Raw genomic sequence first — 16367 nt, 5'->3', positions numbered from 1 at the left:
CCTTTATTTTGAACGATTTAGATAAATATCTTTAAGCGTCTCTTTTTTAGTTTCAAAATCAACTACTTTAATAGAGTTTTCGTTAAAAAATTTAAAAAGCTCACTACTTTGAATATTCCCAGACATAGTAATTTTCAGTCCCTCTTCCTGAACAATATCCCCAAATTCTTGTTTGGTAAGGAAAATGTCTCTATCTGTAGCTGATGAGAAAGCTATCTCAAACAAGTAATTATGACTATCTTTTCCTACTTTTTGAAATGTCAAAAGCCCGTTCTCCAAGAAAAGAACTCTCTCACAAATTTCTTCAATATCTTCTAATTTATGACTCGATATTAAAATTCCCACATTTTCATGTAAAGCTAAATTTTTTAGAACCGCTAAAACTATTTGTGATGATTCAATATCTAAACCATTAGTCGGTTCATCTAAAATCAATATATCGGGTTCCGTAACAAGAGTTAGAAGCAAAGCTAATTTTTGTTTTGTACCCAAAGAATAGGTCTTTACTTTTTTATTAATAGACTGACTCAAATCTAACTCTTGAATCAAACTCCCAAATCTTTCTTGATTGTAGTCAACACCATATAAATTTGACAAATATTTTAAATTCTCTAAACCTGTTTTAGATAAAAATAATTTTGGTTCTTCGATTAAATACCCAACATTATCACTACTTATAATATTCCCTGAAGTCGGTTGATTATTCTGAACAAGAATTTTCATCAATGTACTCTTGCCAACTCCGTTTCTCCCTACTAGACCAACAATTTCACCCTTGTTAAGTGCAAAATTTATATCTTTGAGAATGATTGAATGACCATAATGCTTACTTACATTTATAACTTCCATTTTTTATTCCTCCATTAATATCTTTTAGAATTAAATAACTTGTCCTGATATGATTTAGAGCTAAGGTTTAAAGGAATATAAGATTTCTCTCCTTGGTTATACTGACTTAACAAAATAGCAGTATCAATGATACCCGACCATCCTAAGAAATATCCCAATAAGTAATCTCTAGACCGTTCTCCAGTGTAATAACCGTTATCTCTAGCAAAAGCAAAGGCTTTTCTCCAAAAACTATTTGCTAAATTTAAATATCTGGAATCTTCAGTTACAGCATATACAAATAATAGAGATTGCACCATTCCTGCTATTCCGTGACAAACAGAAAAATCAATTTCATCATTTTCTTCTATAGCAAAGCTCTTCGCAATTTCAAACAAATCAATTTTTTTATTCAATATAGTACTCATCTCAGCTAAAACCATGAGTAAACCTGCACTACCATTACACCAGCCCTTCCCATACTCAGATGAGTAATTCATCATGTCTAAAACGCTATGAAATATTGAGTTACACTGCTCTAAATTTTTCGTTTTATTATTCAATCTAAATTCCGCCCATTTAATCCCCAGTTCCCCATGCGCTATTCCAAATTTTTTGAATTGTCTATTTGTATAATCCAGAAGTTTTAATTGATTCTTTATCAAATTTAAATTAGAGTTTAAGAATGTTGATAAAACATGATATACACCAATCTGGTCAGAAAATAAATCGTTAGCATAAGATGATGATGTGTTTGTAAGTAATCTTTTTTCTATTTCTAGAATTTGTTTTTCTTTATAATTTTTTAAAAAGCTTAAAGAATTTATACCAGATATAATAGAACAGTTATTCGCCATTTTATATTGATATAGTATATCTTGAAATTCTTCAAAACCATTAATTATTTTTTCAGCATATTTTTCTCCGCTCTCTAAATGTTCAAAGACAAAAAATATTCCAGCTGAATCGAAAAATGATACCTGAACAACAGAATTATAAGATATCGGAGAGTTTCCATAAACACCAGTTATCCAACCTATTTTTTTAAAGCATTCACTTTCAATAGAATTTTCTATTAAAAATTCCACCATATAATCAATATTCAATGATTCTAAAGAATTGAGTACTTTTTCAAATAAATTAGAGTTTTTCTCCACATTTTTTAGATTATTCCTAAATTTACGTTCAACAGATCTCACATATGAATATCCTTCAGCTATAAATCTTTTATCTATAGCCAATTGTTTTTCTGATGCTTTATCTAATCTACTAAGTAAATTTTCTTTTGGAGAACACTCAAAACATTTTAATTTAAATCCCGAATTACTCTGTAAATAGTTAGAGTTATAATCTATATAAAAGTAAGGAATATCGCCAATCATTAGCATATTATTTTCTTCTGAAATTATTTTTACAGCACCCAAATCAGATGTAATCATCCTAGGAGATTTCATATAATTTAATACTTTATTTTTAAGTACTTCTAAACTAATTAAATTTTCTGGGAATAAACATGCGTCAATTAACAAATAATATTGTGTTGTTGGTCTTAGTACAACCCGCAATGTACATTTCCCATCAGATACAACTTTTCTAATTAAATTCTTAGCTTGAAGAACTTGATGGTACCCTTTTTCATATCCATCAAGAAAGTCTGCTTGACATTCTAAAGTACGAATATCGCTAGCGTTATCAAATAAAAAAGAGGTAGAATGTTTTGTTGACTTAATTTTCTCTTTTACGATGTCCACTCCATCAGATCCAAAATTCTTAATCCTAAAAGACATTTCATTCGTTTCTTGAGGATGAACTGTATTAATACCACCTATTAAAATATCGTGAGGAAATACATTTAACCTTGAAGGAACGATTGAGGTAGTTACTATGGAGTTTTGTAACATCTCATTTTCTACGTCTATTAGATTCCTGATTTCTCTTTTATTTGCAGGTTGAAAGGCAGTCTCTAAATCTATGAAATATGGACGATTATTGTTAAATATAATATTTTCATCATGCAAATCTACCGCTCCTAAACAACTAAAAATAGCAGAACAATAACCCAAGTTAAAATAACTTTTATTAAAATCAGATTCTTTGGCATGACTCTTTACAATATACTCTTGCCAACCATAACTTTTACAATCAATAATATTTGGGACAGGAATAAAATTAAATTTATTTTTAAAATCTAATGCTACTGTAAAGATAGTTCTAACAAGCTTATCAACTGAAAGAGATCTGGGTTTATATATGACTTTCTGTGATTTTTCATTGACAAAACACAAAACTATCTTTCCACCATTATGGGGATCTGAATCCATAGGATATATTTTTACTATGCTTATTTTTTCACCAAATAAAGTTGAGCATAACAACTCATAATCATCATAATAGTGCTTATTAACTGTAAGTATATAATCTGATAGATTTCTTATTGTATTATCTATCAGATTATGAAAAACAGGATAATTGTGAAACCATTCAAAAATACTCTCCTCGTTAAATTGGGAAACATAGGTATTAAAAGCAATAGATGAATTTTTATCTATTGGGTAATTATTTTTTTCCCTAAATTTATGAAATTCATATACAAAGACCTTGTAACTCAACTGCCATAAATTTTTATCAAGTAATTGATAAAAACACTCTTTTAATTGATTTTTTATTGTAGGGATATTATCATTTTTCCTAGAAATTTCTTCTAAATTAATATCAAATTGTTTCAACTCCTTTTCAAAAACTTTTTTAAAATACTTGGTCACACACACTTCCATAACAGTCCTCCTAATAAAACATATTTCAACAATCTTAAATAGCCGGAGAAATAAATACAATTGATTTACAAAAACTTCTAAAAACTCCATTTTAAAATCTAAAAATATTAATCATCATTATTTTCTGTTTTTAAATTTTAGGAAATCAATATTATACCGAAGCTCCCATGTAATGATTGAACACTTAAAAATTTATTGATAGTAAAACATGAAAATACAACAATCTTACTTATTAGCCATGTTCGATAACTATTTGAATCAAGATTAGCTGGTTAGAAATTAAATTTTTAACGTCCCAACTAGCCATTAGTTTTTAGCTTTCACGTCTTTAAATTCAATTAAAACAAGCCACAACAACATCTATACATTATAGTTAAGAGGAGTCCTAACAAGTCTATTAAATCATAAACCTATAAATTCGCCATATTTGAATTGAATAAATGACTATAAATTCCATCTTCTTTAATCATTTCATCATGTTCTCCCACTTGAACTATTCTACCCTTATCAAGAACTACAATTTTATCAGCCTTTAGCACAGTTTCTAATCTGTGAGCAATAACTATTTTAGTACATTCCAACCTTGAAAGTAAATCATAAACTTTAGCCTGAGTTATATTATCAAGCGATGAAGTGGCCTCATCCATAATTAAAATTTTAGGTCTTGAAAGCAGTGCTCTTGCAATATGTATACGTTGTCTTTGGCCACCTGACAAATTCCCTCCCATTTCAGAAACAACTGTATCATAACCTAAAGGCATCGTATCAACAAAATCTAAAAATCCTAGTTTTCGACACTTTTCTATTAAAGATACTTCATCACTTGTCAAGCCAAAGTCTATATTTTCAATAATTCTTCTATTATGTAAATGTGCTTCTTGAGGAATATAACTTATTGATTTCCTTAACTTATGTAAATTATATTTATCATATGTTATTCCACCAAACATTATTTGACCATTAGTAGGCTCGAAAAGAGTACATATTATTTTAGCTAACGTACTTTTGCCAGAACCTGATTTACCAACAAGAGCAATCGTTTCTCCATCTTTAACATCTAAATTGATATTTTCTAAGGCTAATGAACTATCTTTTGTATATCTAAAATCAACATTCTTTAATACTATTGAACCATCTTTTACTCTTACTGAACTTTCTATAGTACTTTCAACTGGATATTCAAATATATCATCTGATAATTCTATGTATTTTGAAGAAACTAGAAAACTAGAGAACGTATTAAAGAGGGAAGTGATTAAAAAAAATAAGGATGATGCAACAGCCTGTAAAGCTACTGCTTGACCCATGCTTAAATGTTCCATCGAAACTAACGATAAGCTAATAAACAATATTAATAATGGAGCTGAAGTTTGTAAACTTGAAATAACACCACCAACAATTCCTTGTTGAAAAATAGTTCTACATCTCACTAAACTAAGATATTCAGAAAATTTACTTTTCCAATCCTCAAAATAATTTTCTGCATATCCACCTAACTTAATACTGTTAATAGAAACTATTGCATCTAATTGAACTGACTGATACTTACTCCCTGAGTGAATTTCTTGATCAGATATGTTTAATATTTTAAATTGTGTCCTATATAAAAATAGCAAGACTATCAAAATTAGCACAGTTACAACTAATCCAATACTAAAAGAAGAATAATATACATATGATAACAAAACTAAACTACTTAGCAATTCAATAAAAAACTGAACAATTGAAATCCCTAATATATCCTGTATTCTTAGTAATGAATTAAATCTATAGGAAATTTCTCCTGGAGTTCGTACTGAAAAATACTTTGCTGGAATAGCAAGCATTCTTTTAAATCCCTCAATCATTAAATGTAAGCTAAACTTATACATCAACTGGGTAGCTAAATATATTTTAAAATAAGTAATAAAAAAATTCAGCAATAAGAAAAGAATGATACCATATGCTACGTATGTATATAAATATTCTACGCGGTAAAAATTATCAATCAAAGTCTGTGTTATTAATGGAATAGATAAGTTGACTAACATTACTGTTAGCATTATTAAAAAAATTTTTAGATAAATACTTATAATCCCTTTAGGCCATAAATATTTTTTTCTTAAAAGTTGAAACTTTTTTTTAGAACGCCCTTTAAACTGCTCTGTTGTTTGAGGGAACAAAATAAAATTTGAAAAATTATTTTTAAAATCTTCCAACGTAATGATTAATCTTCCTATAGACGGATCCATTATTACCACTTTGTTTGAATTTAAACTAAATGATTCTATACAGATAAAATGAGAATTTTTCCAAAACGCAATTAAAGGATAATTCAAATTATTCAATGCGTTAATATTGTGTATTTTGTATATTTTAGAATCTATTCCAAAGTTTCCTAAAATTCCACTAAGTTGCTTTAAGCTTAGACCATCTCTACCTGGTTCATTTATTTGTCTTAACTCAATCAAAGAAACACTATAGCCAAATGCTTCTAAGATTGTTCTCACGCAACACAATCCACATTCGGTATGAGATATTTGCATTGTTGGTTGTAGTTTAATAGATTTACTCTTCATAAAATCACCTCAAAACCAGCGGATTAAACTGTATTTCTTTATTCATTTGCTTACACAAGTATAGTAGTGCTCCTGAATTTCCTGTCAATAGTCCATAACCTAATGCATATCTTGAACTAGAGGTATTTAAATACTCAACAACTTTATCTGGACAAAATAATGTATTGTATAAATAATTTAATAATGGCTCTACCTCAAATGAAAATTCATCTCGAACATATTCAAGAATCTCGATAATTCCTAATCCTCCATGACATAATGTAGGAATTACAGGAATCTTGGTCTTTTTCAATTGATTAATTATCATAATAACAAAATCTTTTTCAATAATACCAGATTTATAAGCCTCGTAATAGGCCAATAAAAGACCTGATAATCCGTTACACCATGAATTACTTATATTAGATTGATTTTGAAGTTTATACACCAATATTTCTTTTTCATCATTCATGAATTTGGTTGTAATAATTTGATGAATTTTCTGAACTAGAACTCTAACTCTCTCATCATTATGTTTTCGGTTTATTATTGAGAAAAACCATATCAAATTTCCTAATCCATGAGCTACCCCTGAGGTAAGGCTATTATCAACATTTAAAATTTCTTCATAACCTTTCGTTATAATATCAGTCAATAATTCACTAGACAATTGATAGTGTGGAAGCATATTATAACGTACTATTAAACTTCCAGAACTTCCCGAAATAATATCAAAAAAGTTATCATCAAAATAATCTTTCTCCAAGATAAACTTCCATGAAGATTCTGCGACTTTCATCCAATCCTCATTCTGTTCAATTTCACCTGCTTTATATAGTGACCAAATTACTCCCGATAATCCAGCATATGCTCCATTTCCCATTTTTAAAAGATTTCTCTTATCAAAACTTTCTGTACTTAGAATATTGGAAATCTTTTCAAATATACTTTTAGATAAATTATATGATTCTTTATGTTTAAAATATTTACCATATATAAGTAATACTAACCCTATACCAATTCTCCCACTATATAAATCATACCCTAACACCCCCGGAATCCATCCACTTCCTCTACGAGATATTGGGCCTATCCAAGTTTCAGGTAAGTGAGAAAATCTATCAGATAAAGCATTATCCACTATACTTTCAATTAATTTAGAAATATCATCTACTACTACAATATCTGTTCCTGTTCTAAAGTTTTCAATTTTTTCCCACTCAAATATCTTACCTTCATGTGAATCAGCTATCTTTGATAAAAACGATATTCTTATTAGTCTTATTTGATTATAAAGATCCTCCCTATTCAAATTTTTTATCTTATCAAGAAAGTCTTTTTTGGGGGTAGTAGATAGAGTTGCCAAACTTCCATTTATATCTTTGACTATATTACTATTAAACTTAACATACAAATATGGGATGTCCCCATTCCATATTTGTACGCTCTCTGATAGTGGTAATGATATATCACTCGTTGAACTTAGTAGAGCTAAACGACTCACTAGCATCCGAGCTAATTCAATACTCTTGGAAGGCTCTGTTGCTGTTAGTACTCTTAAAATCTGCTCATATCTGTAAGTCATATTATGTAAATATCTAATCTGCATATCTTTGAAACAATCCAGAACCATGTTTTTAAATTCTTCTAGTTGTTCGCTAATCTGAAGATATAATTCTGTAAATCCATTAATAACATCTTTGCATCTATCTATAACTAATACTTCATATTCAGGTTTGTCTACCAATGAATCGGTCTTTTCATAGCTATCATTTGAATACCAGTCAATATTAATATTTGAAGTAAATCCATTACTAACATGCATAGTTCTAACAGGACTCTTGGTATTTTCATCTCTAAATCCAGTAAATCCCACATCCGAATTTCCTTGATAATCTAATGAAAAAGGGAGTATCCCAGTTCCACAAACCGATCTAGCGAGTTTTCTATATGCACTTTTTATACTCTCAACTTTATTAATTTGCTTTTGTCTCAATGGTTGAAAAAGTGTTTCTAAATCTATTGGAATCGGTCCTAGAGTAGTCCATAAAACATTTTCAAAATGCATGTCAGATGCATTCAACATATACATAATACATAAAAGTTTACCTGCATCTGTCATATCACATTGTGTTTCATCTTCAATTTTTTCAATAAATTCAGTAAAACCAAATTTAGTATAATCTAGCGCTCTTATACTTAGTAAGTTTGTTTTAAAAAATTTATTAAATCTTATTATGAACTGATGATACCCCACTTCACCAGATACTGATCTAGGTTTATAAATAATTTTTTTACCCGAATTAAATTCAATAATATTAACGGTTTGACCGTTGTTATGAGAATCACCTCCTGATTGAATACAATAAATTTTTTCACTATTATGTAGCTCAAATTCATTATATATCTTCTCTCTATTATTTCTTAATCTGCTTAGCATAATACATAGCGATTCTATCCTGTTTATTAATATATTGTGGCATCTAGACCAAACAACGGGATATTTTTCTTCAAATATTTTTAAATTACTCTCTATCAAATTAGAATTATATAGTGTATACAGTTCCTGAGAACTCTGTTTCTTATCCTCTAATTCTTGAATTTGTTCAGCAAAACAACGGATAAAATTTGAAAAAACCACCTGTGAAAGTTGTTTACAGATGGTTTTTCTAAAAGATTTATAGTTCACAAAATCAGAATTAAATTCATTTAACCAATGTGCGTTCCAAATCCTGTCAACAACTGCATTACATATTTTTTGATAAGGATAATTCTCTGAAATATTTGAAACAAGTATCTGTTTATTTTGGAGATTAATTTTCTTAAGATTTAGATGGTTTCTATTAAATGTTAATAGAGGTTGAACCAATCTATCATAATCTAATTTATTTACTTCTGGAAACACTTGCTCTAGTGAATATTTCATATTGCTCCTTACATTACATCAACACCGACTTGTACATGAAGATGTTGGACAAATTGTTGCCGTAGCAGCAACAGTAACCTCAACGAATTGAGGAGTAAGTGGTGTTACTAATGTAATAGCACCTCCATTCACATCTTCTTCAGTAAGCTCAATCATATCTTCTTCAGTATATTTTCCTAATTGTAATGTGTTATTCATCATAATTACTATCCTCCAAATATTAATGGCACCAAGCCATACATTCCACGCTTATTGTACACCAACCACCATCATTTCCTAGAAAATCACTTAAGGTAAAAGTGTTAGTAGAGCACGCACCAAATACGTCATCGTTAAAATTTTGATCTTGAATTTCTTCAATCCAACTTACGTTTTTATAAGAATTTTCTTTTTTTACCATAAAATATACCATTCCTTTAATTATTTATAACTATGTGACATATTAGTTATCCTATGATGAATCAAAAAACATATTATCCCTCCTCGATTTAATTTTAATAATACACAAATAAATCACTAGTAAATTAGCCCAACAGCCCTACATCAAGTTTAGATGAATTACTTTGTGTTTGTAATCTCTCCTCATATATCATATGCGTAATCTGAGTCCGCTTTCTGAATAGACTGTTCGTAAAAGCATAATATATATCCCTCTCTCTGACAATTTTTATTTCTTGCATCAGATTTAAAACGTTCTATCCTCAGACTATTTTAATCCGACACCTCTCGAATAAATCATTCTTAAACTATTGGGAGAAATTTGCACAATAACCAAATATTGATTTATAGCATATTCGTTAGCCAAATCTGTAACGTCAGGTAAATTATTAGAGACTAAGATTAATAATATAGTAAAAAGAATTACGTATTTAAACACTTCTTCTCACTTTTTATTTTCAACTATTTTATTTTATAGAAATAAATAATCTCATTTATTTCCAAGTGTCATAGTGCATTGGACTCACCTTCCTTCTTTATTAAAAACGAACTCATCACATCGGCCATCTCCATGGGAAAACCGTAGCAATGCTAAATAAGAAAGCAAGAACAACTAAAAAGCGAAAAACTTTTTTATTCATACTTTTTCCCTCCTATCTATATTTTGTATCTATAGTATACCTCTTCTTTATTCTATTTTAAAATTAGTTAACTTTTTTCACACATTATTTTAGTTTTCTTTTTTACTATTCCTGTTATTATGATACAATATTTTTAATAGGATTTTATTCTTTGTTAACTTTTTTCACGAAAAGGAGAAAATTATGCGTTATGATTTCGGGAAAGTATATAAAGAAATACGTGAGTCAAAAGGATTGACCCAAGAAGAGGTCTGTGGGGAGGTTCTCTCAAGAACCAGCCTATCAAAGATTGAAAGCGGCAAGGTAACTCCCAAATATGAAAATATGGAGTTTCTTCTCCGGCAAATCAATATGAGTTTTGAAGAGTTTGACTATATCTGCCACCTCTATCAACCGAGCCAACGAACAGAAATCATGCAAACCTATCTCAATATGAGCTCAACCCTAGGGACTAGTGAACTCGAAAAACTATTTCAAAAATGCCAAGACTATCTCAAAACCCACCACGACCTGCCCATAGAAGAAATCAGAGATATGTTGGAAATTGTCATTCATATCCGTCAACATGGTACAGAGCAACTGTCAAACCAAGTGAAACAGACTGTCACAAAACTTTGGGAGAAAATTGAAAAACAAGATATATGGTATGAAAATGACCTAAAAATCCTCAATACCATCCTTTTCAGCTTTCCCATTGAACACCTCCATCTCATCACTGAAAAAATCTTGCAACGCTTGGAAGTCTATAAAAACTATCAACATCTATATGAACTGCGAGTAGCAATCCTACTCAACCTTTCCACCATTTACTTATACAATCAAGACAAAAACATGTGTCAACAAATCTGCTATACTTTACTAGAGGATGCCAAGAACAAGAAAAGCTACGATAGGCTTGCTATCTGCTATGTCCGTATCGGGATTTGTAGGGATGATGCTAGACTTATCCAAAAAGGTTTCTCACTTCTGAAGCTGACCGAGGAAACTTCTATGCTGTCTCATCTCAAAAAAGAAGTAGAGACCTATTATCAACCGAAGGAAAGATAAAAAAGTCGAGGGATTTCCTCGACCTTTTCATATTATTCTGTTCGTTAGTTCTTAATACCAGCCGTTATTAAGCCAGAAGTTTTTAGCAGCAGTCCATGAACCGTAACGTCCTGCAACGTAGGCATCTGCTACACGTTCTTGGTTTTCAGCTGAGTAGTCACCGTTCAAGTATGAATCTGTCAATTGGTAACGTCCGATATAACGTCCATTTGTAGCTGTATAGCTACCGCCTGATTCTTTTTGAGCGATCCATTCTTTAGCTTCTGCTTCAGATCCACTTACAGTTGAAGCAACTGTTTCTTCTGCTACTGGCGCGCTTGCTGCTGGAGTTTCTTCCTCTACCTCTGTAGTTTCTGACACTGTGGCTGAAACAGCTTCGTCTTGGGCAGCTGGAGCTTCATAAGTCGTTGAAGCTGATGCTACTGGCGCTGCTGGACCGTCGATAACCAACTCTTGACCAACATAAATCATATGGATATTGTCGATGTGGTTGTTTTCTGCCAATTTCTCAACAGTTGTGTTGTGAGTTTCAGCGATTTCTGAAAGTGTATCACCTTCTTTAACAGTGTAAGTTGATGATTCTTGAGCAGATACAAATGATGGAGCAAATACTGCAAACAAGGCAGCTACTCCTGCAAGAGTTGTTTTAATCTTTTTAGTTGTTGATTTCATATTTGAAAATTCTCCTTCTTTCTATAGTTCTATCATACCCTTTAAATATTACCGTTTCTTGACACTTTTATGTAGAAATATTACAAAATTATTTTTTATTTCCCTAAATAATGTGTTTTTTGTCATAAAAGATACTATTTTTATGCTATTTGAGGTATTAGAAAGGTTTTCATCCACAATTAAAGTCAAGACCTTTATTCTTTGATATAATAGAGATAAGAATTTTTATAAGGGGAAACTGATGAAATCACTTCGTTTTCAATCTGTCTTTGATATCATCGGACCAGTTATGATTGGCCCATCTAGTAGCCATACAGCTGGTGCTGTTCGTATTGGGAAGATTGTCTCTTCCATTTTTGATGATACTCCGACAGAAGTCGAATTCCAACTATTTAACTCATTTGCCAAAACCTATCGTGGTCACGGAACAGACCTAGCCCTTGTTGCAGGTATTTTGGGCATGGATACAGATGATCCTGAAATCCCAAACAGCCTGGAAATTGCCCACAAGCGTGGCATCAAGATTGTCTGGACCATTCAGAAAGACAGCAATGCTCCTCACCCAAACACCACTAAAATTACCGTCAAAAATGCTCACAAGACCATCAGCGTAACTGGTATTTCTATCGGTGGAGGGAATATTCAGGTCACCGAACTCAATGGCTTTGCCGTCTCTCTCAATATGAATACACCGACTATCATTATCGTTCATCAAGATATTCCAGGTATGATTGCCCTCGTAACAGAGGCTCTTTCACGCTATGGTATCAATATCGCCCAGATGAATGTTACTCGTGAAAAAGCTGGTGAAAAAGCCATTATGATTATCGAAGTTGACAGTCGCAACTGTGATGAGGCTATCGAAGAAATTCGAAAAATCCCTCATCTCCACAATGTCAATTTCTTTAAATAGGAGGAAGCATGTTTTATTTTATCAAAGAATTGGTCGAGCAAGCAGATCTGGACTTTCAAGGAAATGTCGCAGAACTTATGATTACAACTGAGTTTGAATTGACCGGTCGCGAACGTGAAGAAGTCCTCCTTCTCATGGAACGCAATCTGGAAGTCATGAAAGCCTCTGTCCAACTTGGCCTCAATGAAAATAAATCTCGTAGTGGCCTGACAGGTGGAGATGCTGCCAAGCTGGATCACTACATCAAAAACGGAAAAACTTTATCAGATTATACAATTCTCTCTGCTGCCCGCAATGCTATCGCTGTCAATGAACACAATGCCAAAATGGGCTTGGTCTGCGCTACTCCGACCGCAGGAAGTGCTGGCTGTCTCCCTTCCGTTCTCACTGCTGCTATTGAAAAATTAGACCTCAGCCACGAGCAACAGCTGGATTTCCTCTTTGCTGCCGGTGCCTTTGGACTAGTCATCGCAAACAATGCCTCTATCTCAGGTGCTGAGGGCGGTTGCCAGGCCGAAGTCGGCTCTGCCTCTGCTATGAGTGCTGCAGCTTTGACTCTGGCTGCCGGTGGAACACCTTATCAGGCCAGTCAGGCCATTGCCTTTGTCATTAAAAATATGCTGGGCCTCATCTGTGACCCTGTTGCAGGTTTGGTCGAAGTTCCCTGTGTCAAACGCAATGCCATGGGAGCTAGCTTTGCATTTATCGCAGCAGACATGGCCTTGGCAGGTATCGAATCTAAAATCCCTGTGGATGAAGTTATCGATGCCATGTACCAAGTGGGTTCAAGCATGCCAACTGCCTTTCGTGAAACAGCTGAAGGTGGACTCGCTACCACCCCTACTGGTCGTCGCCTCCAAAAAGAAATTTTCGGAGAATAAGCTTATCAAATAGGAGAAACCATGACCTCTATCACAGCGATTTTTTTCGATCTGGATGGAACCCTCGTTGACAGTTCTATCGGGATTCACAATGCCTTTACCCATACCTTTAAGGAACTGGGGGTGCCTAGTCCTGATGCCAGAACTATTCGTGGTTTTATGGGACCGCCCCTCGAAAGTAGTTTTGCGACCTGCCTGCCTAAAGAACAAATTTCTGAAGCCGTGCAGATATACCGTTCTTACTACAAGTCAAAAGGCATCCATGAAGCTCAACTTTTCCCTCAAATTGTAGAATTGCTTCAAGAACTATCTAAGAATTACCCTCTCTACATCACCACTACAAAAAACACCCCAACCGCTCAAGACATGACTAAGAACTTGGGAATCTATCATTTCTTTGATGGCATTTATGGTTCCAGCCCTGAAGCACCCCATAAGGCAGATGTCATTCGCCAAGCCTTGCAGACACATCAACTAGCACCAGAACAAGCCATCATCATCGGAGATACCAAGTTTGATATGCTTGGAGCTCAAGAAACAGGCATTCAGAAGTTGGCCGTCACTTGGGGATTTGGAGAACAAGCAGATCTACTAAACTATCAGCCTGATTATATCGCCCATACCCCCTTAGAGGTTTTAGAGTATTTTCAATAACATAGACTGGGTAACGACTCTATTTCAGAAGAAAATGGAGCAAGTCTCTACATAACAAAACGCATATTACCAAGGTTCTTATGAACAACTTGATAATATGCGCTTTTCTTTTTTATTCAACGTGGGTGGTTTGATTGGCAAAGGCGATAATGGCTTGCTTCAACTCATCTCCACTGAGAGTGCGGAACTCTTCAATCTTTTGATCGATGGCTTCTAGAGGCATGACATTAACCTTACCAACGAAAATCTTATCCATAACCTGATTATCAACCAGTTCTGTTGACACCAAGAGTTCTTCGTAGAGTTTTTCACCTGGGCGGATTCCAACTTCAACGATTGGAATTTCGCTTTCGGTATGTCCACTTAGAAGGACCATTTTCTTGGCCAAGTCATAAATCTTGACTGGTTTGCCCATATCAAGGATAAAGACTTCCCCATCCTTGGCATAAGCACCAGCGTGAATAACCAAACGGCTAGCTTCTGGAATGGTCATAAAGTAACGAGTCATGCGGAAGTCTGTGACCGTTACAGGCCCGCCTTCAGCAATCTGGCGTTCAAAGACTGGAATGACACTACCACGGCTACCAAGAACATTCCCAAAACGAACTGCACAGTAGGTTGATTGGCTACGTTGGTTAAAGCCAGTGACAATCAACTCAGCCACGCGCTTGGTTGCTCCCATAACATTTGGTGGATTAACCGCCTTATCTGTCGAAATCATAACCATCTTAGGTACTTTGGCTTCATCAACAGCCTTAGCAACATTGTAAGTTCCACGGATATTGTTTTTGAAGGCTTCTTTTGGATTGCGCTCCATCATCGGAACGTGCTTGTGGGCAGCCGCATGATAAACAATAGCAGGCTTGTACTGCTCAAAGACTTGCAATAGACGATCATAGTCTTGAATATCTGCAATCACTGGCACATAATCAATCCCTTGGAACTTACGAATCAATTCATGATACACAAGGTAGATTGAATTTTCCCCGTGACCGAGCAAGACGATGCGTTCAGGATTGAAACGGCTAACTTGGCGACAGATTTCAGAACCAATTGAACCACCAGCCCCTGTGACTAAGATGGTCTTATCTGTCAGTTCTGTACCCAAACGCGATTCGTCAAGACGAATTTCCTGACGGCCCAAAAGGTCCGTAATATCAATTTTTTGGAAGCCAGTACCTGCTTGGTGAAGTCCCTGAACAACGGTTTCAACCTTAGGCATCTTGTAACATTTGACACCCAGCTTATTACACATCTGCAAGATACGCTCATATTCTGACGGGTCAAGCGACGGAATCGCAACGATAACACGCTCGATTTGATGGCGTTTGGCTAATTCAGGCAATTCATCATATGAACCCAAAACAGGAATCCCACCAAGTTTTTGTCCCTTTTTCTTCGCATCCTTATCCAAAATACCAACAAGTTCCAAATCACTGGTTGGATGTTGGTAACTATCCATAAAGAGGGCTCCGCCATCACCAGCACCAATCAAGAAGGTTCGACGGTGTTCCCCATCACCACTTCCTTTTTTGCGTCTAGAGTAGATTAACTGCCAAGTAATCCGTGGCAACAAAATCAAGAAGGTACTCAACAAGATAAAGAGAATGATGAAACGGATTGAAAAGAGGGGCAAGAAGGCATAGCAGATTCCATAAGACAAAACACTGCTCGCAGTCACACCAAAAAAGATTTTCATAAAGTCCGTAATCTTGCTGTAACGGCTGATACTAGCGTTCAACCCCCAAAATCCAGTCATCAATTGATAGAACAGGAAGGCTAAACTCGTATAGATAATGTAGTCAACAGGTGCTGGGTTAATTAGTCCGTAAAATAAGATATAAGATACAATGATGGAAACCACCATACTGAAAATATCAAATATGCCCCAGAAGACTTGTTTTTGTTGTTTATTTAAAATTTCCACCAGATCAATGACATAATCTGTGAGTTTTTTATTCATAAGAATTTATTCCTCCTTAAAAGAGTCGATGATTATACTCAATGAAAATCAAAGAGCAAACTAGGAAACTAGCCGCAAGCTGCTCAAAACACT

The 16367-nt window shown here is 33.8% G+C and carries 12 protein-coding genes; 4 read left to right on the top strand and 8 right to left on the bottom strand.

Annotated features, from left to right (window positions below; genetic code table 11):
- Positions 1–3: 3 nt before the first annotated feature.
- The 6 genes from O3601_RS02735 to O3601_RS02710 all read right to left on the bottom strand — a co-directional run bounded on the left by O3601_RS02735 (position 4) and on the right by O3601_RS02710 (position 9465).
- Complete coding sequence (locus tag O3601_RS02735) at positions 4–849, bottom strand: ABC transporter ATP-binding protein (protein WP_261084602.1); 846 nt, start codon at positions 847–849, stop codon at positions 4–6.
- A 14-nt stretch (positions 850–863) separates the two neighbouring features.
- Positions 864–3602 (bottom strand): type 2 lanthipeptide synthetase LanM, encoded by a 2739-nt coding sequence (gene lanM / locus O3601_RS02730; protein WP_261018518.1) that lies wholly within the window; start codon positions 3600–3602, stop codon positions 864–866.
- Positions 3603–4012: 410 nt separating this feature from the next.
- Positions 4013–6160, bottom strand: coding sequence for a peptidase domain-containing ABC transporter (locus O3601_RS02725; protein ID WP_261018519.1), 2148 nt, complete (start codon positions 6158–6160; stop codon positions 4013–4015).
- Positions 6161–6164: 4 nt separating this feature from the next.
- Positions 6165–9065, bottom strand: coding sequence for a type 2 lanthipeptide synthetase LanM (lanM, locus tag O3601_RS02720; protein WP_261018520.1), 2901 nt, complete (start codon positions 9063–9065; stop codon positions 6165–6167).
- Positions 9066–9083: 18 nt separating this feature from the next.
- Positions 9084–9266, bottom strand: coding sequence for a class II lanthipeptide, LchA2/BrtA2 family (locus O3601_RS02715; protein WP_218757246.1), 183 nt, complete (start codon positions 9264–9266; stop codon positions 9084–9086).
- Positions 9267–9285: 19 nt separating this feature from the next.
- A complete protein-coding gene (locus tag O3601_RS02710) occupies positions 9286–9465 on the bottom strand; it encodes a plantaricin C family lantibiotic (RefSeq protein WP_218757245.1) in 180 nt (59 codons plus the stop codon).
- Positions 9466–10327: 862 nt separating this feature from the next.
- Between O3601_RS02710 and O3601_RS02705 the strand changes: the two genes are divergently transcribed.
- Positions 10328–11191, top strand: coding sequence for a helix-turn-helix transcriptional regulator (locus O3601_RS02705; protein ID WP_261018521.1), 864 nt, complete (start codon positions 10328–10330; stop codon positions 11189–11191).
- A 51-nt stretch (positions 11192–11242) separates the two neighbouring features.
- Here O3601_RS02705 and O3601_RS02700 read toward each other — a convergent pair whose 3' ends face one another.
- Positions 11243–11863 carry a LysM peptidoglycan-binding domain-containing protein gene (locus O3601_RS02700; RefSeq protein ID WP_371471013.1) on the bottom strand — a complete coding sequence of 207 codons (621 nt, stop codon included), beginning with the start codon at positions 11861–11863 and terminating at the stop codon, positions 11243–11245.
- A 241-nt stretch (positions 11864–12104) separates the two neighbouring features.
- Here O3601_RS02700 and sdaAB point away from each other — a divergent pair, with 241 nt between their 5' ends.
- Genes sdaAB through O3601_RS02685 form a run of 3 tightly spaced genes read left to right on the top strand, consistent with a single transcriptional unit; the run spans position 12105 to position 14311 of the window.
- A complete protein-coding gene (gene sdaAB, locus O3601_RS02695) occupies positions 12105–12776 on the top strand; it encodes an L-serine ammonia-lyase, iron-sulfur-dependent subunit beta (protein WP_000838912.1) in 672 nt (223 codons plus the stop codon).
- A gap of 8 nt (positions 12777–12784) precedes the next feature.
- Positions 12785–13657 (top strand): L-serine ammonia-lyase, iron-sulfur-dependent, subunit alpha, encoded by an 873-nt coding sequence (sdaAA, locus tag O3601_RS02690; RefSeq protein ID WP_000499143.1) that lies wholly within the window; start codon positions 12785–12787, stop codon positions 13655–13657.
- A 21-nt stretch (positions 13658–13678) separates the two neighbouring features.
- On the top strand, positions 13679–14311 hold the full coding sequence (locus O3601_RS02685) for an HAD family hydrolase (protein ID WP_000200885.1): 633 nt from the start codon (positions 13679–13681) through the stop codon (positions 14309–14311).
- Between the two features lie 112 nt (positions 14312–14423).
- On the opposite strand, the gene O3601_RS02680 is transcribed toward O3601_RS02685, so the two are convergent.
- Positions 14424–16274 carry a nucleoside-diphosphate sugar epimerase/dehydratase gene (locus O3601_RS02680; RefSeq protein WP_261070775.1) on the bottom strand — a complete coding sequence of 617 codons (1851 nt, stop codon included), beginning with the start codon at positions 16272–16274 and terminating at the stop codon, positions 14424–14426.
- Between the last annotated feature and the right edge of the window lie 93 nt (positions 16275–16367).

The organism is Streptococcus sp. 20925_1_69 (assembly GCF_041432365.1).
GTDB lineage: Bacteria > Bacillota > Bacilli > Lactobacillales > Streptococcaceae > Streptococcus.
Note: the sequence above shows the minus strand (reverse complement) of the source record. Positions and strands in the feature narration are given on the sequence as shown.